The organism is Bacillus sp. BP-3 (assembly GCF_028401955.1).
GTDB lineage: Bacteria > Bacillota > Bacilli > Bacillales > Bacillaceae_G > Bacillus_A.
Map to the genome: position 1 here is coordinate 37,485 of NZ_JAQOTJ010000011.1, position 26,198 is coordinate 63,682.

General features: G+C 32.7%; 25 protein-coding genes and 3 pseudogenes. 10 read left to right on the forward strand and 18 right to left on the reverse strand.

The window, feature by feature from the left end:
* Positions 1-118: 118 nt before the first annotated feature.
* The 5 genes from PLX19_RS17190 to PLX19_RS17210 all read right to left on the reverse strand — a co-directional run bounded on the left by PLX19_RS17190 (position 119) and on the right by PLX19_RS17210 (position 4,369).
* On the reverse strand, positions 119-700 hold the full coding sequence (locus tag PLX19_RS17190; RefSeq protein WP_272189963.1) for a DUF4256 domain-containing protein: 582 nt from the start codon (positions 698-700) through the stop codon (positions 119-121).
* Between the two features lie 247 nt (positions 701-947).
* Positions 948-1,532: a nucleotidyltransferase domain-containing protein gene (locus PLX19_RS17195; RefSeq protein ID WP_272189964.1), complete on the reverse strand. Its 585-nt coding sequence runs from the start codon at positions 1,530-1,532 to the stop codon at positions 948-950.
* Between the two features lie 873 nt (positions 1,533-2,405).
* Entirely contained in the window at positions 2,406-3,131 is a 726-nt protein-coding gene (locus tag PLX19_RS17200) for a VanZ family protein (RefSeq protein WP_272189965.1), read from the reverse strand.
* On the reverse strand, positions 3,128-3,457 hold the full coding sequence (locus tag PLX19_RS17205; protein WP_272189966.1) for a PadR family transcriptional regulator: 330 nt from the start codon (positions 3,455-3,457) through the stop codon (positions 3,128-3,130). The genes PLX19_RS17200 and PLX19_RS17205 overlap by 4 nt, the downstream gene beginning before the upstream one ends.
* A 330-nt stretch (positions 3,458-3,787) precedes the next feature.
* Positions 3,788-4,369 carry a DJ-1/PfpI family protein gene (locus PLX19_RS17210; protein WP_272189967.1) on the reverse strand — a complete coding sequence of 194 codons (582 nt, stop codon included), beginning with the start codon at positions 4,367-4,369 and terminating at the stop codon, positions 3,788-3,790.
* Between the two features lie 142 nt (positions 4,370-4,511).
* Here PLX19_RS17210 and PLX19_RS17215 point away from each other — a divergent pair, with 142 nt between their 5' ends.
* On the forward strand, positions 4,512-4,949 hold the full coding sequence (locus tag PLX19_RS17215; RefSeq protein WP_272189968.1) for an Lrp/AsnC family transcriptional regulator: 438 nt from the start codon (positions 4,512-4,514) through the stop codon (positions 4,947-4,949).
* Between the two features lie 227 nt (positions 4,950-5,176).
* Positions 5,177-5,362: a hypothetical protein gene (locus PLX19_RS17220; protein ID WP_272189969.1), complete on the forward strand. Its 186-nt coding sequence runs from the start codon at positions 5,177-5,179 to the stop codon at positions 5,360-5,362.
* Between the two features lie 567 nt (positions 5,363-5,929).
* On the opposite strand, the gene PLX19_RS17225 is transcribed toward PLX19_RS17220, so the two are convergent.
* The 3 genes from PLX19_RS17225 to PLX19_RS17235 form a co-directional block, all read right to left on the reverse strand.
* Positions 5,930-7,858 carry a M56 family metallopeptidase gene (locus PLX19_RS17225; protein WP_272189970.1) on the reverse strand — a complete coding sequence of 643 codons (1,929 nt, stop codon included), beginning with the start codon at positions 7,856-7,858 and terminating at the stop codon, positions 5,930-5,932.
* Between the two features lie 2 nt (positions 7,859-7,860).
* Positions 7,861-8,262 carry a BlaI/MecI/CopY family transcriptional regulator gene (locus tag PLX19_RS17230; RefSeq protein WP_442869064.1) on the reverse strand — a complete coding sequence of 134 codons (402 nt, stop codon included), beginning with the start codon at positions 8,260-8,262 and terminating at the stop codon, positions 7,861-7,863.
* 367 nt (positions 8,263-8,629) lie between these two features.
* A complete protein-coding gene (locus PLX19_RS17235) occupies positions 8,630-9,136 on the reverse strand; it encodes a hypothetical protein (protein WP_272189972.1) in 507 nt (168 codons plus the stop codon).
* 695 nt (positions 9,137-9,831) lie between these two features.
* Here PLX19_RS17235 and PLX19_RS17240 point away from each other — a divergent pair.
* Positions 9,832-10,221, forward strand: coding sequence for a VOC family protein (locus tag PLX19_RS17240; RefSeq protein ID WP_272189973.1), 390 nt, complete (start codon positions 9,832-9,834; stop codon positions 10,219-10,221).
* A 319-nt stretch (positions 10,222-10,540) separates the two neighbouring features.
* On the opposite strand, the gene PLX19_RS17245 is transcribed toward PLX19_RS17240, so the two are convergent.
* Entirely contained in the window at positions 10,541-11,110 is a 570-nt protein-coding gene (locus tag PLX19_RS17245) for a hypothetical protein (RefSeq protein WP_272189974.1), read from the reverse strand.
* Positions 11,111-11,775: 665 nt separating this feature from the next.
* A pseudogene (locus tag PLX19_RS17250) lies at positions 11,776-12,396 on the reverse strand (recombinase family protein).
* Between the two features lie 327 nt (positions 12,397-12,723).
* Here PLX19_RS17250 and PLX19_RS17255 point away from each other — a divergent pair.
* From PLX19_RS17255 to PLX19_RS17265, 3 genes and pseudogenes are all read left to right on the forward strand, one after another.
* On the forward strand, positions 12,724-12,873 hold the full coding sequence (locus PLX19_RS17255) for an aspartyl-phosphate phosphatase Spo0E family protein (protein WP_272189975.1): 150 nt from the start codon (positions 12,724-12,726) through the stop codon (positions 12,871-12,873).
* Between the two features lie 483 nt (positions 12,874-13,356).
* Positions 13,357-14,259, forward strand: coding sequence for a VanZ family protein (locus PLX19_RS17260; protein ID WP_272189976.1), 903 nt, complete (start codon positions 13,357-13,359; stop codon positions 14,257-14,259).
* Between the two features lie 186 nt (positions 14,260-14,445).
* Positions 14,446-14,658 (forward strand): annotated as a pseudogene (locus tag PLX19_RS17265) (sigma-70 family RNA polymerase sigma factor); the annotation flags it as partial.
* Positions 14,659-14,926: 268 nt separating this feature from the next.
* Here the strand turns inward: PLX19_RS17265 and PLX19_RS17270 are convergent.
* The 4 genes from PLX19_RS17270 to PLX19_RS17285 all read right to left on the reverse strand — a co-directional run bounded on the left by PLX19_RS17270 (position 14,927) and on the right by PLX19_RS17285 (position 18,677).
* Positions 14,927-15,469 (reverse strand): 5' nucleotidase, NT5C type, encoded by a 543-nt coding sequence (locus PLX19_RS17270; protein ID WP_272189977.1) that lies wholly within the window; start codon positions 15,467-15,469, stop codon positions 14,927-14,929.
* Between the two features lie 453 nt (positions 15,470-15,922).
* Positions 15,923-16,753 (reverse strand): DUF3974 domain-containing protein, encoded by an 831-nt coding sequence (locus PLX19_RS17275; protein WP_272189978.1) that lies wholly within the window; start codon positions 16,751-16,753, stop codon positions 15,923-15,925.
* A 23-nt stretch (positions 16,754-16,776) separates the two neighbouring features.
* Complete coding sequence (locus PLX19_RS17280) at positions 16,777-17,883, reverse strand: toxic anion resistance protein (protein WP_272189979.1); 1,107 nt, start codon at positions 17,881-17,883, stop codon at positions 16,777-16,779.
* 206 nt (positions 17,884-18,089) lie between these two features.
* Positions 18,090-18,677, reverse strand: a complete 588-nt coding sequence (locus PLX19_RS17285; protein WP_272189980.1) for an O-methyltransferase — start codon at positions 18,675-18,677, stop codon at positions 18,090-18,092.
* 163 nt (positions 18,678-18,840) lie between these two features.
* Between PLX19_RS17285 and PLX19_RS17290 the strand changes: the two genes are divergently transcribed.
* Together PLX19_RS17290 and PLX19_RS17295 are read left to right on the forward strand one after the other, a co-directional pair.
* Positions 18,841-20,259, forward strand: a complete 1,419-nt coding sequence (locus PLX19_RS17290; RefSeq protein WP_272189981.1) for an HD domain-containing protein — start codon at positions 18,841-18,843, stop codon at positions 20,257-20,259.
* Between the two features lie 187 nt (positions 20,260-20,446).
* Positions 20,447-20,548: pseudogene (locus PLX19_RS17295) on the forward strand (excalibur calcium-binding domain-containing protein); the annotation flags it as partial.
* A gap of 151 nt (positions 20,549-20,699) precedes the next feature.
* On the opposite strand, the gene PLX19_RS17300 reads toward PLX19_RS17295, so the two are convergent.
* The 3 genes from PLX19_RS17300 to PLX19_RS17310 form a co-directional block, all read right to left on the reverse strand.
* Positions 20,700-21,059 (reverse strand): hypothetical protein, encoded by a 360-nt coding sequence (locus tag PLX19_RS17300; RefSeq protein ID WP_272189982.1) that lies wholly within the window; start codon positions 21,057-21,059, stop codon positions 20,700-20,702.
* Positions 21,060-21,132: 73 nt separating this feature from the next.
* Positions 21,133-21,951 (reverse strand): hypothetical protein, encoded by an 819-nt coding sequence (locus PLX19_RS17305; protein WP_272189983.1) that lies wholly within the window; start codon positions 21,949-21,951, stop codon positions 21,133-21,135.
* Between the two features lie 278 nt (positions 21,952-22,229).
* Positions 22,230-22,703: a GNAT family N-acetyltransferase gene (locus PLX19_RS17310; protein WP_272189984.1), complete on the reverse strand. Its 474-nt coding sequence runs from the start codon at positions 22,701-22,703 to the stop codon at positions 22,230-22,232.
* 268 nt (positions 22,704-22,971) lie between these two features.
* Here PLX19_RS17310 and zwf point away from each other — a divergent pair, with 268 nt between their 5' ends.
* Both zwf and PLX19_RS17320 read left to right on the forward strand, forming a co-directional pair.
* Entirely contained in the window at positions 22,972-24,486 is a 1,515-nt protein-coding gene (gene zwf, locus PLX19_RS17315) for a glucose-6-phosphate dehydrogenase (protein ID WP_442869062.1), read from the forward strand.
* Positions 24,473-25,093, forward strand: a complete 621-nt coding sequence (locus tag PLX19_RS17320; RefSeq protein ID WP_272189985.1) for a cyclase family protein — start codon at positions 24,473-24,475, stop codon at positions 25,091-25,093. Before zwf ends, PLX19_RS17320 begins: the two co-directional genes overlap by 14 nt.
* Positions 25,094-25,190: 97 nt before the next feature.
* Here the strand turns inward: PLX19_RS17320 and gnd are convergent, their stop codons facing one another.
* Positions 25,191-26,096 carry a phosphogluconate dehydrogenase (NAD(+)-dependent, decarboxylating) gene (gene gnd / locus PLX19_RS17325; RefSeq protein ID WP_272189986.1) on the reverse strand — a complete coding sequence of 302 codons (906 nt, stop codon included), beginning with the start codon at positions 26,094-26,096 and terminating at the stop codon, positions 25,191-25,193.
* Positions 26,097-26,198: the final 102 nt, after the last annotated feature.

Below are 26,198 nucleotides of genomic sequence, written 5' to 3' on the forward strand. Positions count from 1 at the left end.
TACATAAAAATCGGGCACAATTCTTGCTACAGAATTGTGCCCGATAGTTGAAAAATAAAATTAAAACTTTTCCCTACTGATCCATCCTCAAATTCAAATTTAGCTGTCTTTGCAAAATTTAAACCCTTAGCGAGCCACGAAACCCCCTGGCGGCATAATAGGATTCTGCTCCATTGTGATACACGAAAACGTGCCCAAAGCGACAATCGCAAAAAAGGGCACCGCCGAGTTCTCTAATATCAGTCGGTGTTTGCACCCAACTCGACGTTTTCTTATCGAAACTTTCAAGATTCTGCAACGCTCGGTATTGTTCTTCCGTTAATAGTTCAATGTTCATAGCACTTGCCATATCAATAGCATTATTTTCTGGTCTATGTTTTTTTCTTGACTCTAGCCCTTCACGATCGTAACAAACACTTCTGCGACCTTTAGGGCTTTCTGCTGAACAATCATAAAAAATGTATTCACCCTTCTTTTTATCATACTCAACAACATCCGGTTCACCGCCAGTTCTTTCCATTTCATTGAGCGACCATAGTTTTTTAGTATTAGCATCCAGCTTAGCTTGAACTTTAGCCCATTCAAGACCTTTATGGCGGTTCATGTTTTTCTCAAAACGAGCCTTCAATACTCTGAGTAATTCTTCACGTTGTTCTAATGACAACTCTTTTTCATTGTTAATTTTATTTTCTTTTGTCATGTTAGTTTCTCCCTTATTATTTATAGACATAATATTTTTTTGTGAGGATTAGTTATTTTCTTATTTTAATCTTGTCTTTTTATTTATTGCAAATTGAGAAAAGCGACAACCGTTTTAGGGGTAATCACAGGGTTGTTGCTCTGAAGTGCACCCCAATTGTTTAACTGGAGGACTTTCGTGTCCACATAATTCTCGTTATTGGAAGTTAAACACAATAACGAATTTTTATTTGTACAGTGAAGAACAGTTATATATTTAGTTTTTCAATCCATGAAGAAGTAGGAAATTGTTCTTTTAAAGCTGAAGACAACCATAGTTTTTGCTCTTTATCCATAAACGGTAAGTATGACTTAAAATCTTCTTCGTCCTTTATTCGGCCTTCTTTTGCTTTAAATAATAATTGCCATTCTGGTGCTACAAATTTCCTACCTAAAATATCTTCTCGAACAAATTGGTTACAGTTCATCCATATACTTGGGTTTTTGCGAAACAAAATCTTATCTTCGTTTCGATCGGTTAATAGAATCTCAATAAAATCTTGACCTTTATGCAAGTGTAATCCATATCTTGGAAGAATTAAATCGTTTATAGTTAAACATGGTTCCAACCTTCCTTCTCCAGGAATGGCAACGTAAATATCCCAATCATTGAAATAGTTAAGAACTTCTTGGGCATGTTCTCTAAAAATACAAATATCTATGTCTTCGTGTTCTCTTGTAATTTTCCCCATTCCTAAATCAATGGACCATCCACCAGCAATAAACCAAGGATATTTAAAACTGCTCATTGTTTGAACAATGAAATCTAATTGAACGGATTGAATAGCTTTCATTAAAATTCCTCTCCCTATGTAAGACATCTTATTGCTCTATCATACCAAAATATTATGCATGCTATATTCGTGTAAGGTTAACATAACGTCTCATTATCAGTAGCAAGGAAAAATCCGGCCCCTTACTCTCACAAGGAATCCACCTTTTTTTCTTGCTATCAATCTATGCAATTTTTTATACATTTCTATTGTGTGGCGCCTTCCAGCCTCCCCATAGTTCCCGATGTCTCCCAATTTTTCGCATAAAATCTTACATGTTTTTAACGTTATTAAAAATACTTACTTTTATTTCAAAACTGCTTAGCGTGTTTTTTTCTAAAATGCTGGCGATAACTCTTCCACTCGCAAGATTCTGGAATAAATATAATTCTAACAAAACCATGTTCATAACTTAAAAGTTATGATTCCATTTTTAAGGTGTTGTATTATCAATAGATAAGTAGGTGTCATAACTTAGTATCTAAAGTTAGTCCAAATAAGGGGGAATTTTTATTAAATATGGTTGTGTATGAGTCAGTACATTACATCAAGATCTTAAATTTTAATCAGAGTGTTTTTGCCCACCCCTTTGGGAAAGCAAGACTAAAATGAAAAATGAATAGAAAAACTAAGGCTCTTACTTCGTGGATATGATCACAAAGTAAGAGCCTTAGTTCCTTATTGTTAAGTGACAAAAAAGTTGTTTAGGATACAAAAATAGATATACAAAAACGTCATCCTTTCGTGTATGTGGTTAACAAAAGAATAGCGCTTATTTACATATAAGCAATAGCCTAAATTGCTACCTGAATAATAAAGACAAAACATTTGTAAATTCTTGTACATTTTTTATTTAGTTCCAAAATCTTTTGTAAATTAACCACAATAAAATTTTCACTTCACATAGTTCATATTAGATGGTTTAAGAAATTTTTTAGCTTGCAGTTTCTGTAGTAATTTCCATCCCATAAACCCAACTAGGAGACCAACCAAATGAAAAATAATACTAGTAGTGCCAAAAGTACCTACTAACATGACAATATACAACAACTCAATGCCTAAAGTTAATTTAACAAAGAGCATAAAAGCGGTCTTAGAGGAACGGAACCTATGAAATAGAATAGGAATCAAAAATCCCAATGGAATCAATAAAATAACAGGTTTAACTGCATGAGCTATCCAAAAGCCAGGGATGTTATACAGAAAAAGAGTATAGAAAGGTGTAATATCAATAAAAGTGCGAAGCAACCACATCACATCATGATTTCTTGAAAAGTGCTCAATAATCCCAAGAAACCACTCACGCCCAGCGCTATTTCCTAAGTACTCATACCAAATGAAAAATAATAGGTAAGGAACAAATAAAGACCATGCAAAACGCTTTATGAACTTTTCATATGGAAAAATAGATTTTTGAAGTTCCCCACCAATAGAATTTGGTTCTCCAAAATGTTGTATAGCTAATTGTTTTGCTTGTTTTACAGGCATCCCTTTTTTAACATATTCCTCTTTTAAACTATTGAGGTGATCGAGCAATTCTAAAGTTAATTCTTCACGGGCCGACTTATCTAGATTAGTCTTTTTTACAATACATTCTATGTAATTTTCAAAATCTTTCATGCGAATTCTCCTTTCCTGCAAGCTTGAATAAGTGCAGTGATTTGCTCCCAATAATTCAGTTTCTTCTCTAGTTCTTTCTTTCCAGTTATAGTAATACGGTAAAACTTTCTTTTTTGTCCTGTCTCTGATTCTCGCCAGTAAGATTCGATCAACTTCTTTTGTTCCATTCGTTTGAGTGCTGGATATAGTGTACCCTGACTCATATGATAAACGTCGTTACTTTGTTCTTTAAGTTTTTGAATAATTTCATAACCGTAAGTATCATGGTGAGAAATTATAGAGAGCACAAGTATATCAATACTCCCTTTCATCATCTCTTTATCCATTTTTCCACCTCCCTCCATACATCGTAACACGACATATGTCGTGAAACAACATAAATATTTAAAAAGCATCTTTCCGTATGAAAGATGCTTTAGTAACTTAATTTCATAAAAGCTTTATTTTAATCGTTTTGGCTATATATATCCATCAAGCTAAAAAGAACGAGTTACCCCAAAACAATAAAAACGAGTAAAATGCACAAAATTTCCGTTCTGAGGGTATTTTGTTTTGTTAGCTTGATAGCGATGTGGCGGTACCCCGTGTTTATAAAAAAATTGTTCACTTCTGTGGTCCTTATACCATTAAAGCACCCCTATGTTGAAGTTCCATGCCTAAAATCCCATAAGATCCTTTACATGTTTAGCGTTCGTTTTAGATGTTAGTTTTTCAAGTAATAAAAATGCAACATCAAAAGCTGTACCTGGATTTGAAGATGTAATAATATTTCCATCCTGAACAATTAAATCGTTTTGTACTATTGCACCGAAATTTTTCAACTGCTCTTTTCGTTTACTCGTTGGATGACTGTATGTGGTGGCTTTTTTATCTGTAAGAATTCCGCTTTTACCAAGCGCTAATGATGCAACACAGATACTGGCAATAGGCTTCTGCTTAGCATAAAAATGTTGAATAACATTTAAGAATTCTCTACTGTATGCATCTCGATAAAAACCAGCTTCTTCAAACCCTCCTGGAATAGCTAGTGCATCAAACTCATCTAATTGAATATCATCAACCGTTTTTTCGGGTATGACAGTGAAATTCCAAGTACAGGTTAATTTATTCCGAAGACCAACTGTTACGACCTCGGTTGATCCATCTCCCTCCCATCTATTCCAACCTAGTACATCTGTAAATACACTAGCTTCTACTGCTTCAAATCCATCAGCTAATAATAATAAAATCTTTTTCATATCGCAAATCGCCTCCCCATATCTTCATTTTATACAAATATAGAAGTCTAACAAATGACTTTAATAAGGAAATTTGATTATTTAGCTTTATTATATTAAGAATTTGGGGTATTCTATTTTATAAAAAAAGGTTGGATGATTTATGGATCAAATTGATGAAAAAATCGTGGGATTATTACAGTCAAATGCAAAAATTTCAATGAAGGATTTAGCAGAAGCCGTTCACTTATCTTCTCCGTCAGTAACTGAGCGAGTACGGAAGTTAGAGGAGCAACAAATTATTAAAGGTTACCATGCACATGTTTCTCTAAAAAAAATGAACCGTCCAATTTCTGCACTTATATTGTTTAAATCAAAGGATTGTAAATCATTAGCTAACTTTTGTTATAATCATCCAGATGTACTTGAGTGTTACAGAGTAGCAGGGGAAATTAGCTATATTGTCAAATTAGCAACGTATTCTGTAGAAAGTTTAGAACAATTTATTGATGATTCAATGCAATATGGTACGCCATCAACGAATATCGTGTTATCTTCTTATGAAAAAAGAATAATTGCTCCCTTTATTAGTGAAGAATAAAAATACTGGCATCATTAATTAACTATTGCTTACTCAATAATCCTCAATTCTTTAAAAATAGCCCTGATTTTTCTGACTTGTATAAAAAAATCAGAGTCTCTAATCGTTTTTATCGTTTTAGAGTAACCCATCTTTATTAGCTTGATGGCAATGGTGTGCTATCCCTTTACCTATAAATATTCTAATTTGGTATAATGTTTCTATCAACTATGATAAGAGGTGCAACCATGGATAAAAAAGAGATTGCAAAAGATTTAACTATTGCTTATTTACAAAACAAACCTAATTTAGTTAAATCTGTTGATGATGCAATACTTATATATGAAAAGATGTATGACGCCATAAATAGATCATCATCAGTTGTAAACTACACACAAATAACACCTGAAGATTTCATTAGAAATAACAAGTAATTCCTGTAAGAGTCGAGATTGCCACTTCGGCTCTTATGGCGTACCGCCAACATTTTAACGTTTTTATACGCTAAACAAAATTCGACATGAAAAAACGTTAATTTTACTATTCTAAGGGAATTATATAATCTCAAAAACGTAGGTATTTGAGACAAATAAATCCACCTTGAAATATTGTAAAAAGAGCTGTAAATCTGTCTCTAAACTCATCTCTAAATCAAAATCTCAATTCAAATTAGTACCAATGAGTTTTGAGAAATTCTTAGCGTATAAAAACGTTAAAATGTGCGTGCTACCCCCTAGAGAAAAAATTAGAACTAGAAACATCTAGAAGTCGAGTGTTTATAAACGAGTATGAAGAACAAAAGAAGGAAAATGAAAAACTCTTATACAAATATTTAAAATTATTAAAGGCCCTTCATGTTCGAGGAATAGAGATTAATGAATTAATACATAATGAATGAAGAATCAAAAATCAAAAGCTACGTAAAGCAAATCCAAAATCAACTTTTATTGTATAATTTTGGATTCATTTTACATTTACGTAGTATGTAAGGTCTTTTCTTATTATTTTTGAATACTTGAGAATAATTTAGTATCAATATCTTTATCAATTTTAATTTTTTTAGTTTTTAAAGATTGTTTAACATTATTTGAAGAATCTTTTACTTCCATTTGTAATAGTATACCAGTGTTTGGATCTACATTAAGTCTAAACTTTCCGGCATTATACTTTTGTGAATAATAATTATTTAATTCACCTTCAATAATTAAAGTATCGATACCTGCTATATTTTCTTGGCCTGTGATATTCCATTTTGTTTGATCTTCCATATATCCCATGGCAAAATCTTCTGGGAATAGTGAAGTTTTAGCAATTCTCATATAAGCTGGATCTCTTCTAGATATATATGTCTTTTCTTCACCTGTTCCAATAATGCGTTGATCAATACTAGAATCTTTTAATTGGTTTCGTTCTTTTATAGTTATTTTGGGAGTTTGTACACTATATGTTTGTGGTTTTGAATCTTTTGTTACACTTTTTGTTTGAAAATCTGTAGATCCACTATTGTAATTGTTAAGACTTTCTCCATCATAAGTAGCTATTTCATAGCCAGGTTCAAGTGTTCCTTCTTTTAAACTTGGATGATTTTTTGTAGCAATTCCTTGTACTTTTTCATAAGATTTTGGGTTTTCCAAAAGATCTACTTGATATTCTATTAATAAATTATCAGTACCTGTAAAATATTCAAAAGAACCTTTTGCTGTTTTAAAATGATCGATAGAATTCAACATTAGAGTTTGAATTTTTTGTTTTTCTTCAGTGGTGTTTTTTACATTAATTTCTTCTTTTGCAACATTTTCTTTTGGAGTTCCTTTCGGTTCTTCTGCCTGTGCATTTAGTAAGGATAGAGATGAAACAGCAATGACCGCCACAACTCCGAGTGCAGACCAACGATATGATTTTTTTTGGAATTTTTTTATCATAAGGATTCTCCTTTTCAATGTTCTTTTATTTCTACTTAAATTCGCTAGATTTGGAACTTGATAATAGCTTGAGTAATGTTCTAAAAGGCTAATAATTGTATGACCATATGCAATTTGTTCTTCTGAATCTATAAATGTAAGAACAAACGCATCACATGCCAATTCTTGATCTTCCCGCATGCATGAGTAGGCATACCAAAGAATTGGGTTAAACCAATTTAAAATAAGTAAGCCATGCATAAGCCAATTCACTCCAACATCTCTTCGTTTAATGTGAGCTAATTCATGATAAAAAATGTGTTGTAGTTGTTGCTTATCTAATACTTTCATATGTGAACTTGATAATAAAATCCTAGGCCTGAAAAATCCGAAGACAGTTGGACTTGAAATTTTTCCAGCTAGGATCAGTGGGATATTCTGCTGAACGGACATAGATTTCTTACAGTTCTCAAAGTTTTTGGTGATCTTTTCATCAGTAATAACAGGTTGTTTTTTTATGTAGAAAAGTAAACGCCTATTCATAATGACAGTTGCAAAAGCTAGAATGATAACCCCGGCAATCCAAATATATAAAGCGGTTGTATAAAGTGAAAATGTATCATCGTTTTGCTTTTGATTACTGTATGTTTGTTTCTTAGTTTCTTCGTCTCGTTGTGTTGAACTAGGTGTGTAGGTATCTTCTTTTGTGGTATGGCCTATATCTGCCTTTTCTTGCATGTGTTCTTTTGCAGAAGAAACAGCTACAGGATCTTGATGAAAAGTAACAGAAGTTCCATTATTGTTCGAAAGAAGAGAGTAGATACTGTAGGAACTATCTGGTGACCATGGTAATAGAAGTCTTATCATTAATATCATCCATAATATATACTGCCATCGTGGGGTTAACTTATTCCTAAGCAAGGTTTTGACACATAAGATTAAACCAACTACTATACTGGCCATAATTGAGGTTTCTATCAACCAATCAAAAAAGATAGGTAAATAGACGTTTACAAAGATATCTATCATTATTATCTATCCTTCCTTTGATTCTCCTCAGTTTTCTTGTCCAGAATACGTTTAAGTTCATTAATATCTTCTGAAGATAGCTTTTCTTCTTTTAAAAAATTTACAAGTAAAGGTTTAAATGCTGCACCATAGAAACGTTTGAGTAGAGATTTTGTTTCTACTTGTAGATAACTATCTTGCGACACTAAAGGATAATACGCATACATACGACCTTTATCTTGATGATAAGAAACAGCTTCTTTTTGTACTAATCGATTAATAAGTGTTCGAATCGTTTTAGGTTTCCAATCCGTCGTTACCCCGAGAGATTCGATTACTTCATTTGCTGTTTGAGGAGATTTTGACCAAAGAACTTTCATAATTTCTAATTCAGCTTCAGAGATTTTAGGTAATTCTTTCATTATATAGAATTCCTCCTTTGTATTACATTCGTAATCTATACACCAATATTACAAATGTAATCCTTAATTGTCAATCATATTTGTAAAATGACAATTAAGCTATTTAATTTTAAAAACCCAAACAAGCATAACCCCGTTCTAAATTTAGGACTGGTTAAAAATGTAGTTGTTTAATTTTTGATGTAAGATATTTCACTACACTAAAAAATATAACAATAAAGTCGTTTGAAAATTTAAGTTTTATTCCACAATAGCGCCCGATTGCGGAATAATGGAAAATGCAAAAACACCGCAAAAATAACACTCTAGTTATTTTTCTAAAGCTATCCCGTTAATTCAAGAAAAAGGGGCATAGTCCCCTCTTATCAACTTAATATGTACACCAAAATACCCTTTCAGCTATTGGTTCATTGGCCGATACCTTTATGAAATTTAACAAAATATCCGTTTCGCTTGCTCCTATATATTCATCTTCATCTACATTATAATATTGAACCACCTCAACTTTATAGAAGCCATTTTCTATTTCAATCTTATATTTGGAACAATTTTGATCAGGTACTTTGTGATTTTGAAACTGAGCAGCCATTGTAAGACAGTCATAATCCACTAAATATAGTTGATTTTCCGTTACTTCTATATGCCCTACCGCTTTCCTAAAGCATTTATGAGTTATTTCTTCTGTCCCTTTTCTAACCACTACTCTCCAAGAATGTTCAATTCCTTCCTCAGTCATTTGAAAAACTAAAATATGCCCTTGCTTCATCTCATCTCCAAAATGTTGCAAGAGATTATCTAACTCCCAATCTTCATCTACAAATGACTCGTATTTATTAGTGTTCGCTACTCCAATAAAATTCGTATCACCAAAGTCCATACAAAACCTCATTTTTCTCTTCCCCTTTGCTCGGTGTTTTTTTGAAATTGTATCATTTTACTTGGGATAAAACACCAGTTAATTTAAGTTAAAGCTTTCTCAATAGCTTCTTCTAGAATAAATTCCTTCAAATATGTTATTCGAGAATATGGCCCGACTGTTGAATAGAATGACTCGTATTATAAAAAAGCAATCTGAATTAGATATGGAGCAATTCATTGACCAATTACAGTCAGGGGTTCCGCCCACATTTTAACGAAAACATACGTTAAGCAAATTTCTACATATAAAGGAGACTCCTAATATAGAAGCCTCCTTTATATATAGGGCTTTTCCATTGACTTAATCTAATGATAACAAAACGTTGTTTATTACATGTAAATATTTGTATGTTTTTTGTAAAAACATACATTTGTGAGTGGCTCCAAAAAGAAGGAATCGTTGCCGTACCCTATATACTGATTCTATTACACTGCAAAAAATTGTTTAAAACTCTTAATTTTTGCAACACCTCACTTAGGTTTATATTCATGTAATCAAATTTCAATAAATTTCATACTAAAGTCCTACTGTTTATTAATTTATACGTCTTTCATCTTAAGTAGCTCTCCCCTAAATGGGGGATTTTAAACCTTATATCTCTAACTTATAATAACTATTGTGAGGGATTTTAAAATTTAAAAGGAGGGAATTGCATGAAGAATTGGGTTCAATTTAGATTTGCAAGACCAACAGATAAATTTGAAGAAGTTATAAATTTTTATGAAACAGGATTAGGTTTAAAACGCATAGGGCAGTTTCAAAATCATGAAGGTTACGACGGGGTCATGTTTGGATTACCTGATGAAGAGTACCATCTTGAGTTCACAAGGCATGTTAATGGTAGCCCTTGTCCGGCACCAACAAAAGATAATTTACTGGTATTTTATATGCCTAATAAAGATGAAATTGAAAAAATAACGAATCGATTAAATAAAATGAATTATTATGAAGTTGAACCTGAAAATCCATATTGGAAAGAGAAGGGAACTACGATAGAAGATCCGGATGGTTGGAGAGTTGTGTTCATGAATATAGATGAATAAAACAATCTTTTATAAAGTATCATTTCTAGTGAAAAATAATAAAATGTAATAAGCTTACTCTGTTCTTCATCCCTACAACATTTGTAGGGATTTTTATATAAAGGGATACCGCTCCATCGCCATCAGGTTAAGAAATACTTTCTTAACCAAATCGAAAAAAATGAGCTAAATTCTCATGGACACTTATATACCTATGAAAAAATGAAATTCTGGTTTTGGGGACGCTTCAAAATGTTATCTTGATAGCTATGCGGCGAGGACCCTTTTCATCATTTGTAACCTTCTACTTAAAAATATCTCATTAATGGTATTGTTGATATTAAGCAAATCTAAATTCTGCGAGATCTATAAATCTAATGTTTTTACATTTATGTTTTTCAATAATTTCTTTCACTTTTTCTGTCACAATAATGACTCCAAACCAGTTTTTGAAGAAAAATATGTCTGAACCATCCCATTCTTTTAGATTTACACTTAAGCCTTCTATAGTACGTATATTCTCTAAGATTTTCCCACAATGCTGACATTTTTTTATTTGCGCTCCATTACTATGACATATATATCCCCCATCACCATGGACAGCCAATTCTTTTAATGTTTTTACATGCCCCAAAGGCAGTTTCATAAATGGTATTGCTTCCTCTTCTAAAATAAAGGGCTCAAGAGAAAATCCTGTTATATTATTGTCTAATAATGCCTTCTGCATTTTATCACTGATGAATTTATATGAAGGTGTAGTGTAAAAATCTGCCATTCTTTTTCCTTGAAAGTATATTCTTAATGAATGTTGTTTAATCCTCATTATTCCACTACATGTGTCACAACTTTCTTTAACAAATGTGTTAACACCTTCTATTGGCTCTGCAAAATTAGTATAAGTTTCTCTCATTATATAAAAAGTCAAAATCATCACTTCCTAATCATTTTTTTGGTTTGGCTTGATTTGATGTTTTTGCAATTTTTTCTGAGTCAAATTGTAGGTCTAGACCCAGTACCAGCGTTCTTGTAACTAGGGAAAAAGTAGCAAATTTTATTAATATATACATGTTTTTCAGTAACAAAGATGATCGTTTTTGTTACAAAATATACTACTTTGCCATTAAACACAGCTACGCCGGTATTAGGCCTGGTAAACATTTTGGGAATGATTTTTTGTAAGTGACTTTGAACTTCACGTCACAACTGCTCCCTCCACCCCTAAAATGACTTCCTATTTTGAAATAATTTATAAAATCACCTTAATTTAACGTTTGTTCATGTTATTATAATATTAATAATTATTAATACTAAATAGGAGAATTATTGATGAAGAAAAAAACAAATAAAGTACTTTTTTATTTAGATTTTATATGTCTTATAATATCAATTGGTCTTGTATTTGCTAGCTCAATTTATTTTACTTCGTGGGTTTTTCCAATAATATTTATTATGTTTACTGTAAGAATGTTTTATAACGTATTAAATTATGTTAAAGCTAAGCCTAAAAAATAGTCTTAATAATTTATTTCTCCTCAAATTTACGTAATAATATGGCAGTATCCTAAATAAGACAAACTATTCTTTTATTTTTTCCTCATATAGTTTAGCAAGCTTATAAAAAGAAGAACGTTTGATGCCATACTTTCTCATAGCTCCTACGGCTGTAATTAATCCGGATTTCCATTCCTTGTAAGCATCCATAAATTCTTCTGTTATTTCGACAGGCGGACGTCCTAAACGTTTACCTTGCTTCCTGGCAAGAGCAATTCCTTCAGCTTGACGTTGTTTAATATCAATGCGCTCTTTTTCTGCAAAGGCTGATAATATTGTAAGAGTTGCTTTTTGAATTGCGCTTTGAATGACATCATCTGTACTTTCACCAGTGTAATTGATATTAATATAGGGTTCCTTTATAAACTGTAAATTTACGCTATGTTCTTCGTAGTACCTAAATTCTTCTTATGTATCGTTCATATTTCTCCCAAGCCTTGTTAGGGAGTCAAACACAATCGTATCTCCTGTACGAACAAGTCGTTTTAGCATTTGATAATTCTGTCGCTCCATATTTTTCCCAGATTCTTTATCTATGAAAATATCTCGATCTTCTATCCCTAAATTCCTCATATTCTGAATTTGTCGTTCTTCGTTTTGATCTTTACTTGAAGCTCTTACATATCCAAATTTTTTATGTTTCATATGCTACACCTCATTGATAATGATACCAATCATGTCTGTAAAGGTATACTTTTATAAATAATAAAGTGTATTATCCTAGAGCTAAGGTTAAATAAAAACAGTGAGATATGAACTCACTGTTTTTATTTAATCTGCAAGACTTTAGTAAAATATGAAATTTATTCAAACTTTTAAGTATATTACCTATGAAAAATCTAATTTGTATTGTATCCTCTTTACTAGTGTTGTTTTTTGTATATGTGTTTTTAAGACAAGGCTGTCATTATTAGTCTTGTTTTTATTTGAATACTTTTTCAATCGGTAAAATAGGTATAAAGGAGATTATAGATGGAATTAACAAAGCTACATAGTACGATAGAAGATAAAAAGAACGAATTAATTCAACTCGTTATCAAATATGGTATCAACCATAAAAAGGTACTTACATTAAGTCGAGAATTAGATTTTTTAATTTTTAAGTTCATGAAAAGACAATGAAGAATTTTTTCATGAGATTTATACTTATTATATTTTGGAGTGGTGTACACATTTTAACCTTTTTATACGCTAAAAAATTCTCAAGACTCGATATTACCTATTCCAATTGAGACTTTGATTTAGAGATGAGTTTTGAGACATATTTTCAGCTATTTACAGCCTATTTTAGATTTAATTTTATTTGTCTCAAATACCATCATTTTTGGGACACTGAAAACAGTGTAATAGTAATAAAATTGTAAATTCTAACTTGTTATTCGTTACCAAATGAGGATCTCTTATGAAAAAAGACCCCCTCCGGAAATAAGGGAACTGAAAAAGTCCATTAAAAGAAAAAAAGAAAATAATTACCTACTATTTATATAAGGGGGTACGGCAACGATTCTTTCTTTTTTGAACCCCTGAAGAAAAATACGCTTTATAATCACAATTTAGTATAATAATAATTTGTGGTAAATAATATGTCGAAATTAAGGAGAGATTATGGAAGCAAAGTTACGGAAATTCATCATTGCAGGAACCATTTTATATACAATTTTAATTTTATATTTTATGTTCTTTGCTTTTAATAGATTAGATGATGCAACCAGCGATTATGGATACACATTTTTGCTTGTTCTGAACAGTGTTCCGCTTCAATTTCCAGAACCAACTTTTTCATGGTTATTTGACTTTGGAAACATTGCTGCTTTTATCCCTTTTGGAATAGTAATTCCTCTGTTGTATCGTTCTGGTTTTGGGAAGTTCATATCCTTGTTTGTTTTAACGATTCTCGTTCTGGAATCGTTGCAGGCTTTAACTCATCTTGGCGGCTTTGATGTAGCTGATGTTTTGTCTAATACATTAGGTGCAGCGATAGGATTTATCGCCTATAGGGTGGGGTTTTCTTCAAAAATGTCTTATAAAAAGCTTATTACTTCGGCCCTATCTATTGTTGTTCTTCTAGTTGGAGTAATCGTGATCTCAGAAACCATCAATTATGTTGTGGCGAAAAGAGAAGGCCCGATTCAAGCATTACACAATGTGAAAGAAATGAATGGAACCATGCCCATAACTGAAAATCTTCCAAGTTTCACCGTAGCAGGTAAAAAAATAGAACCCAAAATGAACGTGTATAACAGTGAAGGTGATAAAAGCAAATCATATACTTACATCTTGGAGAACAAGAAAGAGGTGATGTTCTACTCTTATTTTAGCATTCCAGACAAGGGTGAAATCACTATACTGCTAGATGGAAAAGAAAAAGCTCATATTGAACAATATCCTAACGTAGAACCTTTAAACTTAGCATCTGATGACAAAATAAGCGAAATTACGATTATCGTTTCCGGAAATGCTAAACTATGGGACGTTAGATTCAGTGAAATGAAGCATTGGTGGGAGTAAAGAACCAACATTCTAAGGGGCTTTCTTTGCAATGTTTTCAATAAATATGGGGTACAGCCGCATCTCCATGAACTTAAAAAATTGGTTGTTCTCAAAAGCGAAAAAATGAACTTAATTCTCATAAATATATCTAGTGAAAAAATTTTTCATTTTGGAGGTATTTGTATTTCTTAGCTTGATAGCGATGTGGCGGGCCCCCTTATAGATGAGGTAATGAACAAGTATGGACAAGAAATCTTACAGCTTTATTATTCATATGTGAATAATAAAGAGGGTGCTGAGGACTTAACGCAAGATATATTTGTTAAATGTTATAAGTCCCTTCATACATACAAAGGAAAATCAAATTTAAAAACATGGTTGTGGAGAATTGCCATTAATCATTGTAAGGACTATATGGGGTAACGTCAGAATGGTTGTAAGCACAACAAAGACTGCCCAATTCATTCCCTCTCCCCTTTTTTCCTAATTATACCATTAAAGAAAAATGATGTACTGTATACTTTTGGATGTATATCCTATACAGGGTTAGTCGATATAACGCCATATTATTGGGATTCAATGTATTTAGACGACTATTAAAAGTCCTCCAGATTTTGTTTAACTGGAGGACTTTAGTGTTCACATAGTTTTTGTTATTAGAAGTAAATGTGTTTAGCTTATTCAATTAAAAAGTCCTTTTGTCCATTCTAAGAAAATAATCCCTTATTTCCTTCCAGTTATTCACTCTAAAGTAGTTAGTTTCAAGAGTATTATAGGGACTATTAAATAAAATTCCCTGCCCATTAAACTGTTTAAAGTGTTTGGGATTATCATCAATTAGATAATCTGCATTAATAATACCTTTATCACCACAAAAGACAAAATTTCTTTCATTTAAAAAACTAAAATGGTCTTTTAACCATTTATATTTTGCTGTAAATGACGTTGGAAATTCCATTGCAGCTGTAACGATATAAATTTCGTAATGCCCGCTCAATTCTTTTATCACTTCTTGACTATCTTCTATTACGTCTAGATCAAGAAAAAAATTAGGTTCAGCTAACATGCTTATGATTTCTTCTTTTAACTCAGGACGTATTTCTGTTAAATATTTTCCTTGTAGGTCTTGTATTGAAATATTCTCATTGTACCTTTTGTTAAAAAGCGCCAAATGTTTAGACAAGGGGTCCGCTATTACGTCATCCATATCTATTGCAATTCTTTTCACAATAATCCCTCCCCATCTATATTGTACCAACGTAGATGGTTGTTGGATACAAGTGTCTTCCCTGTATATTGTATACATGAACGGTTAACATAACGCATCATAATAAAAAGTTGGATATCGTCTAGAATCCTTTTATAACAAGGGATTCGCTCACTCTCCGATATTATAAAACATGCGGAATTTTATACATTACCGCAATAGTGCCGTTTTTCAAGTTCACGTTTGTTACTGGATTAGCCAAAAAACTGTATAAAATCCTGCATGTTCTTAGCGTGGGAGTTTTCCAAAATGCTGGCTATACTCCATAACAAATCTTCTCCTTACTTTATTTCAGCAAAAGTTTTAAAGTGATTTGTAGTTTTATAAATTTAACCATCATTACAGTATATGAAATTTTACATTTTTTGCTTCTAAACTAAAGAATCGAGCATTGAAATATCAATGCTCGATTCTTTAGTTCTTAAATTTTTCTTTAGCCGCACGCATCTTCACTTGTAAATCGTGATCGACAGCGTTACGAATGTTTCGTTCTACTGCTTCCATCTCTTTTTGAAATCCTTTTAGATAGGTCGTGAGTTCTTCTTCTTTCTCTGAACGCTGTGCTGGTGGAATTTGCGCGATCAGTGACAACATATCTACTAAATCTTTCATTAAGAAAGTCTCAAGTTTATGCTGCTGTTCAAACATACGATTTTCTTGATAGTACGGAATAGCTTGTAGCACAGAGATTGTCACATCATCAATACTTCTTTGCAATGATTGATTTACGGAACGTTTATACATTTCAATATGTTTTAATGCATCTGGATAACGGTCATAAAAGTATAACTTGTAAAACGAGAAGTCTTGTGGTTTGGACGGTTGTCGTATTTCTCGTTTCAAGAATTCTTTTACTTTCATCGTTGTCATTTCCATATCTTCACTTGTAACTTGCTTTGTTGTTTTTACAGTATGATGGAGTTTTTTCTGTTTTTCCTTCGGCAACATTGAAAAAATTTGTTCTTTTGTGCGCTCGTTAGCTGTGCAAAAAAGAACGGTAAATGCTGTTTGACTACTGCTTCCTTCCGTACGAACCCAGCGGTAAAACAACGGATGCTGTGTGAATTCTTGTAAGTATGGTACTGTGCTATGTGATAATCGCTCCATTGAGTCTGACGCTCGTTTATACGGCTTTGTCCACGATAAATAAAATTTTCGGCCAAAATAAGCAAGTAAAATTACTGCTGTAAGTCCTAACAAAAGGACTATGCCGATAAGCAGCAAAATAAATTCAAAGAAACCCATGTTTTCACCTCCTCTATTGCAGTCTATTTAGTTGGACGCTGAATGAGCTTCTTTTTCATTTCATCGTTAAACGAGTCTAGTTCTTTTACAAACATTTTACTTGATTCAATAATACGTTCTGTTGATTTTTCAGACGCTTCAATCGCCGCAAATACATTTTGGAATGATTCACGAAGTTTCTCCATGCCAATTGCTGGATTTTCTAACAACTTAGTCGTTTCTTCTGTATTTTGTTTTAACGCCTGTGAATTACTTAATATCATCGATTCGATTGCTTCGTTTGTTGCATTTACTGCATCAATCGTTTTCCTTTGATTCGTTAACGCTAATTGAATAGCTGCTGATACTGTAACAACGTTTTGCGTCATTGTAATTGCATTGCGAATCGCTTCTGTTAACTTTTCATTATTTTTCTTAATAATATCAACAGAGGCAATAGATTGTAGTAACACACTCTTTGCTTGCTGCATGTTACGCGTACGTACAAGAATCTTTTCTAGCGCATCGTTAATTAATGGAACATCTTTTTGCCGCTCTGGATTTTGTTTTTCTACTTCCAACATTTCAGCAAGCTTTTTTCCTAAATACACTTGTTTATCAAGCGCATGAATCTTTTGCTCGGATTGTTCCTTTAACATCTCTAAACCGATGCTGTCTTCTCGTAAATTATCACGACCTACTAATAGTGCTTTTATAATCTCTTCAATTTGTTTATCAATGGATTGATATTTATGAACATACGTTTCCATCGGGTTTTTCTTAAATACTTTGAACATAATTCGTTTCATACCGGTTGCATGTAATGAATTCGGATCTAATTCTGAAACAACTTTACGTAAATCAAGCAACGTTTTAGGAATATCTTCATTTTTCCCATTCATCATCGCCGTTACTGGACGTTTTAGTGCAGTTAATGTCTGTCCTGCATCACGTTGTTCTTTATCTCCTAAATCAGCTAGTTGCGCCAGTACTTTCGAAAGGTCTGTATTATGCTCACTATTTAACTTTTGCACATACAAATTCGCTTCTTTATTTAGTTCAACTAATTCCTCGTCTTTAATGATTGAATCTACGACTACTTCTATATTGTCCTCTACTGATAAGGTTTCTTTCTTTTGCAATTCCGTCAACAAAATCGCTCCTTTATATACATACACTTATAATTATAGTTAGGTGATCATATCTTTAAACAGTCTATATTGCATTCATTCCCCGTTTTATATTATAAGTATACCTTTTGTATTTTTAATTGTCCTCAGACTTAAGGCTGAGAAACATCCATTCTTAAGACGGATTCTTTTGTTTACATATTAACAATTCTTCTTGTATATTCTATTTAACTATTTTCCCGCATGACATAAGCGCCCATCTTAAAAGGCAATAACACTGTTTCAAACTGCTTCTCTTCTTCGACTAAATCAAAAAAATTCTGTAATTCTTCCGTATGTGAAGTTGCATTATCAACTACGATAATTCCTTTTGGCATTAAAATGCGTTTTAAGTCTTCCCACCACCATAAATATTGCGTTCGTTCTGCATCTAAAAAAATAAAATCATACGACTTGTCTAGCTGTTCTGATAAAAAAGCCCCAGCTTCTTGATTATGGATATGAATATAGTTTGTGAGGTTTGCTTTTTGGAAGTTTTCATTTGCTTCTGCCACTCGTTTCGATGAAAGTTCAACTGTTGTAACAGTTCCTTTCATTTCCACAACAGCATTAGCAAGCCATAATGTAGAGTATCCATTTGATGTGCCAATTTCTAATATGTGTTTCGCTTCACACATTTTCACCATAATAGATAAAAACTGTCCCATTTCTTTAGAAACATTACGCAATCTCTCTTCTCTCGTTTCTTTTGTGTAATCATGTTCTAATCCGAATACTTCAAGATCTTGCAGTAATTTTTCTACTTCTATTCTCATACATATTCCCCTTTCATCTCTAAACATGAAAAATAGTCTATGGATGATGTCAAAAATATAATGTAGGTCTACCTACAATTATATGCTATTAGAAAGGCTTTTTCCTGTGTGAAGGCGAACTATTATTCCTTAATTGAAAAAATAAAAAAATGAGGGTGAATTCGTGAAAGAACAACTGATTCATAAAGCTACTTATTTAACTAAAAATGAATTTGAGAAATTTCAAGTTGCTATTTCGTTTGCTGAACAAGCACATGAAGGACAATTTCGCATATCCGGAGAATCATATATTCTACACCCTTTTTCTGTTGCAGACATATTGCTAGATTGCAAGGCTGACTGTGTAACATTAATTGCGGCATTATTACATGATGTCGTAGAAGATACCAATTATACATTGGAAGATATACAAAAACACTTTGGAAAAGAAGTTTCTTATATAGTCGATGGACTTACGAAAGTGGATAAAAAATCTGTACAAAATAAAGAGGAATATGAAGCAATGAATTTCAGAAAGTTACTTATAGTAGCACAAAAAGACATTCGGGTGATAATTATAAAAGTAACAGACCGCCTTCATAATATGAGAACACTGCAAGTAAAAAATAAACATAAACAAGTTCCTTATGCAAACGAAACACTAAAGATATTTGCTCCACTTTGCCATAAGCTACATTTAAAAACGATACAATATGAATTAGAAGATCTTGCATTTTTTTATCTCCATAATCAAAAGTACAAAGGCATGAAACAACTTTTACAAAATTATAATCAAATATTACGCAATCTAACAGATACGATTTCTACAGACATGCAAAGCTTTCATGACGAACTATTAACATGGCACCTGGATTATGAAATAGGTCCTATTAACATCGCTTATTCTCGTCTACAAGTCATTCAAGATGTAGCTATGATTTCAAAAATTCATATTACAACTTCATCCATTTTAGATTGTTATAAAATTCTTGGCATGGTACATCGATTATATGAACCAATTCCACATCAATTTGAAGATACCATTTCCATCAATAGCAATTTATTTAATAAATGTTTGCAAACAAAGGTCAAAATCGAAAATCACGAGATGACTATCTGGATTCAAACTGAAGATAGTAAACAAAGATATGATGGAGGTATTTTTTCTATACTTTCAAGCGATATGCCGCATTCTCGAATACAACAGCTTTCTGCGCAGTTTATGGATGATACAATTATGAACAACTTAGAATTAACAAAAGACGCGCTTGCTTTTTATGATTTAGTTTCCTACGAACTCTTTCAAGATACAATCGTTGTTTTCATACCACAATTACAGTCTATTCATTTACCTGAAGGAGCAACAATTATCGATTTTGCATTCGCAGTAAACACAGAACTAGCAATGTATATGTCTTCGGCAAAAAGAAATGGCGAGAAAACTTCAATTATGACAACTCTTTCACACCTAGATATTGTTGAAATGATAATTGATTCTCATACCATTCATCTTGAAGTAAAATGGTTGAATTTTTCTAATACTTCTAAAGCACAATTGGCAATTCATAAAGCATTGCAGAAGGAACGACCTTTTTTCATATAGTTAAACCTGCATAAAATCATAGATTTTGAGTAACTAAAAGCACGAATCGAGCAAAAAAGAAAAAGCAAAACGACAAGAAGAACTCAAAAAACAAGAAGAGGCTAAAAAGCAACAAGGACAAGCTTCACAACAAACACAAACTCAATCCGAACAAAACACTCAAACTAACTACAACTTCAAAAGTTGTAAAGAAGTCAAAGCAACTGGTTTCTCAAATATTAAAAAGGGCGACCCAGCGTACTCACCTGAACTTGATCGAGACGGTGATGGAATTGCTTGTGATAAATAATTAACTAAAAATGCCGGCTCCTTCACGGATTCGGCATTTTTATTACTTTTTGTAGCTGTATTAATTCGCTTATTAAATTAGCAAATATGTCAATGCTTGTCAGATAGTATAATGTATCTATTTTCTGTTTTCTCTTCTCCTTTATCCAATATTAGTCTCTTATTCGTTTCCTAATATCTGCTGCGACCTTAGTAGGATTATCAATTTCAAAAACAACATACTTATATTTTTCATGACTTTCTAATTCAATCATTACGAGAGGTACTCTATTTTCATAGGATAGAAAATACCATTCATCAGCATATTTAAAACTTCCCTCAAAAATATTAAGGGCAGGAATTGATGTTCCAGGCATCCGAAGCATCCACTGCGGAGCATCAAAATAGTCTACAAACACACTTTTAATTGTATGAAATGGCATTTTTATAGATAATTTCACTGCAAAAAAACCAGTTACTCCATTTAATTTTAAAATTACCCCTTCGTCATCAAAGCGTACTTCTCTCCCCATGTTCTTCCCCCCAGCTTTTTCTACGTTCATCATCTAAATTGTAACATAGGAAAAAAAATCAAAAAATGTAGTCTTACTCAAAATACATAGCAACTGGTGAAACAATATAATTATTCGCTGTTATCACGCCAAATCCCCCGAGCAAATTTGTAGGGAATCCGAGAAATTCATTTAGAATTTCGTTTGGCTGCTTATCTACCAAATTCGAATAGTCGAGGGCATGTATTTCTTTTTTATTTATTTTTTTTGTTATTTTTCCAATAAGGGTAATTTCGACCGTTGTGTCTTCTGATCCGTATTTAAAAGCGAGTTCTCCTATGCTCTCTCTTAAATAGCTTTCCTTAACTGGTATTAAACAATTACCCATCTTTATAAACGAGCTAAACGGAATAGCCTCTTTAATATATACCAACATATCTTTAACTGAATGAATCTTATTCTTTTGAACACTCACCATATTCTCGTATGTTTTTTCAAGTTCATTCAGAAAAACAGTCCTTTGTTCAAGTGTTAATGTTTGTTCAAGGATACTTTGTACCTCAACATTTTTTGCTTCTTCTAATTTATTAAAAAGAAATTTAATAAATTTATCATTTATCATTTTTTGAACAACATCAAAGTTTATTGGTTGAAACGTTGAAGTAAACTTAATATATGAACCTGAAGTTACTTCATCCCTGTCTTTCTGTTCATTAAAATTGACTAAAGAAGAACGTTTAAGAAGATAATCTTCAAATTGATTTAGTGCACTATACTGCTGTACTACCGTATTTTCCTTTGCCTCTATTCTTCGTTCATGAGCTTCTATACTTTTAGTACCTACTAATTCAATATTTACTTGCGTCATAAAAGAATGTATAAAGTCCTTATCTAAATATACCAACTCTTTCAAAAATAGTCCCTCCTAAAATAACATTTATTTATTAAGTTATTATAATGTTTTTTCGTACACATAGATATAGAATTATAAACGAATATTACTGTGTTTTAACAAATAACTTACGGATATATTCTTTTATGCATTAACAGTTAATAATTTTAAGGTGATTAAGCATATCCATCACCAAAAGTACCATCATAAAATTTATATTCTCATTTAAATCGAAATATAGTGCAAAAAATAAAAGGTACATTAGCTCTAACTAATATACCTTGAAATTTACCTAACATCTATTTTTCCCTACTAATTAGTAAGCGCAATAAATCTTCTTCTTCATCAAATTCGCCTGCTTCCAAAAAACCGAGACTTTTATATAATTGACGAGCAGCATCGTTTTCTTTATGAACGGTTAAGCGGATTTCTTCGCACTTTGGATATTGATTTATAATCCAGTTTATCATCTCGCATAGCGCCGATCGACCGTATCCTTTACCTTGATGCTTTTCATCAATGATAAAGCCATTGATCCAATACATATCATTCGTATTTTCAACAAAAGCATGCATCACAAAACCAATCATGCCCTGTGCTTCTTCATAAATAGCAAAGGGCAGATAATTCACATTATCACCATCTGGTTTAACATGCACTTTAGCGAGCGATACCGCTACAGTAGGAACGAAATAATTTTGGACATCTTTTACTTTTAATCTTAGAGCCTCTTGCCAATTCTCTCTAGTCACCGCTTTTAATTTCACTTCCATCTGATTCTCCCCTACTTGTTCAAGATTGCGTTACCTCTTCTTTACTAAATTCTAAAAGTTCAATTACATGCACTAAAATGACCTGGAGGACCTCCTCATCTTTGATTTTATTCTATATTTCTTTATTTCCCAAAGTTCTCCTTCTTTTCTAAGTACTTCTCATCATTCAATAATCTATAGTAAATTATTCATCCTATATCTTACATGTATTACTAAATAAACCACATACTAAGTTTGAACTTATATACAATAAAGTGAGGCTTATTACATGATGAAAACTCCTAAAGCTATTATTGTTATTTTTGGCGCGACAGGTGATTTAGCAAAACGCAAATTGTTCCCTTCCATTTATAGACTGTATCAAAGTGGAAAAATCTCTGAAGATTTCGCTGTTGTTGGCGTCGCAAGAAGACCTTGGTCTAATGAAATATTTCGTGAAAATGTTAAACAATCTGTGCATCACTTTCCAGATGATAATGGCAGTCAGGATACATTTGCTTCCCACTTCTACTATCATCCTTTTGATGTAACAAATACTTCTTCTTTTCAAGAGCTTAAAAGTCTGTTAAGCACACTTGACGACAGGTATCATACGACTGGAAACCGTATTTTTTATTTGGCAATGGCACCTGATTTTTTTGGAACAATTGCTACAAATTTAAAATCAGAAGGATTAACTTCTACAGAAGGATGGATTCGATTAATTATAGAAAAGCCGTTTGGACATGACTATGACTCAGCCCAAGAACTAAACAATCAGCTGTGTCAAGCGTTTACAGAAGAACAAATTTACCGGATTGACCATTACTTAGGAAAAGAAATGGTCCAAAACATTAAAGTCATTCGCTTTGCTAACGCTATTTTTGAGCCTCTTTGGAACAATCAATATATCGCCAACGTGCAAATTACTTCAAGTGAAATATTAGGAGTTGAAGATCGAGGACGCTATTATGAGTCTTCCGGCGCACTTCGCGATATGGTACAAAATCATATCCTACAAATGGTTGCTCTTCTTGCGATGGATCCGCCTATTAAGTTAACTGCAGATGAGATTCGCAGTGAAAAAAGAAAAATTTTCCGTGCTTTAAAACCACTTTCGAATAATGACATCGATCAATACTTCGTTCGCGGACAGTATGGTCCTGGCATCACAAACGAAAAAAAGGTAGTTGGCTACAAAGAAGAAAACGATGTAGATCCAGCATCGAATACAGAAACATTTGTTGCAGGTAAGCTAATGATTGAAAATTTCAGATGGACGGGAGTTCCTTTTTATATACGAACAGGCAAACGTATGCAAGAAAAATCTACTGAAATTGTTATACAGTTTAAAGATTTGCCAATGAATTTATATTTAAATAAAGAAAGAATGGCTCATCCTAACTTACTCATTATTCATATTCAACCAGATGAGGGAATTACACTACACTTAAATGCACAAAAAACAAATAGCAGTGTAACATCAACCCCTATTCGATTAAGCTATTGTAATAACTGTGCAGATAAAATGAATACACCCGAAGCCTATGAAATACTCCTATATGATTGCATGCGCGGCGACTCAACTAATTTTGCGCATTGGGAAGAAGTAGCCCTTTCTTGGAAATTTGTTGATGTTATCTCCAATGTTTGGGCAAATAATAAAGCTATAGACTTCCCTAACTATGAATCTGGATCAATGGGTCCTACAAAATCTGATGCCTTATTAGAAAAAGATGATTTTCATTGGTGGCCAACTATAACAACTCGTTTCAAAGGAGAAAACGACAATGAAAATATATGATATAACAGCAGCCATTTTTGAAGGAATGACTGTTTACAAAAATAAACCTGAAAAACAGCCGAAATTTTCTAAAGTCACAAACGCTCACGTTACCGAGTCACGAATTGAATTAGATGCTCATACCGGTACACATATTGATGCACCTCTTCATATGATTAATGAAGGAAAAACATTTGAAACCATACCATTAGAAACATTAATAGGAACTGCTAAAGTTTTTGACTTAACAGCAGTACAAGATGGAATTACAAAAGCTGATTTAGAAAACCTTGATATTCAAGAAAATGATTTTGTGCTATTTAAAACACGCAATTCATTTGAAAACGAATTTAACTTTGACTTTATTTTTTTAAAAGAGGACGGGGCGAATTATTTAGCAGCACGAAAGATTAGAGGGATTGGGATTGATGCACTTGGTGTTGAACGTAATCAACCAGGGCATCCTACTCATAAAATATTATTTGGTGCTAATATTATCGTTATTGAAGGATTATGCTTAAAAGAAATCTTACCTGACAGCTACTTTATGGTAGCAGCACCATTAAAGTTAATTGGAACAGATGCCTCTCCAGCACGTGTTCTTCTTATAAAAAACATACAGGCTTGAATCATTATCCCAATCAACAAATAGCCTTATTCTCATTGGAATAGGGCTACCTAAATTACTTAGATTGATGCATTTATTACATTTTCAATAACAGCAACTATTCTTTTTTCTCATTTTTCTCTACAGCGTGCCCACCAAATTCATTACGTAATGCTGCTACCACTTTCCCAGTAAATGTATCGTTTTCTAACGAACGATACCGCATTAGTAATGACAAAGCGATAACAGGCGTTGCCGCTTGCAGATCAAGAGCCGTTTCAACTGTCCATTTCCCTTCACCTGAAGAATGCATAATTCCTTTGATTTCATTTAATTTTGCATCTTTAGAAAATGCACGTTCTGTCAATTCCATTAGCCATGAACGAATAACTGAACCATGATTCCACACTTTTGCTACTTTTTCATAATCATAATCGAATTCACTTTTCTCTAATACTTCAAATCCTTCACCAATGGCAGCCATCATTCCATATTCAATACCATTATGAACCATCTTTAGAAAGTGTCCGCTCCCCCCTTTTCCTGCATATATATAACCATTTTCTACCGCTGTATCCCGGAAAACAGGTTCTACAATCGTCCAAGCTTCTGGATCTCCGCCAATCATATAGCAAGCTCCGTGACGCGCACCTTCTGTTCCGCCAGATGTTCCTGCATCCATAAAATGCACGCCAACTTTTTTGAACTCATTATAACGTCGAATAGATTCCTTAAAATGAGAATTACCCGCTTCAATTACAATATCTCCTGGATTTAAAAATGACGTAATTTCACTCATCACGGAATCAACAACCGCATGCGGAACCATAATCCAAATTACTCTCGGTTTTTCTAATGATTGAATAAGTTCCGCTAATGTATCTGTACCAATAGCCCCGTATCCCTCTATTTCCTTCACTGCATTTGCATTTAAATCAAAAGCAACTACTTCATGCTTTTTATCAATTAAATTTTTTCCTAAGTTAAGTCCCATTTTCCCTAAACCAATTAAACCAATCTTCATGTTTATTCCCTCCTAAAAGTAGCAGTTTTCCTATATATTTATCTTTCTCCATATTGACAACATATAGTTACTCGAAAAATCTCATTTTCAGTAAGGCTTTCG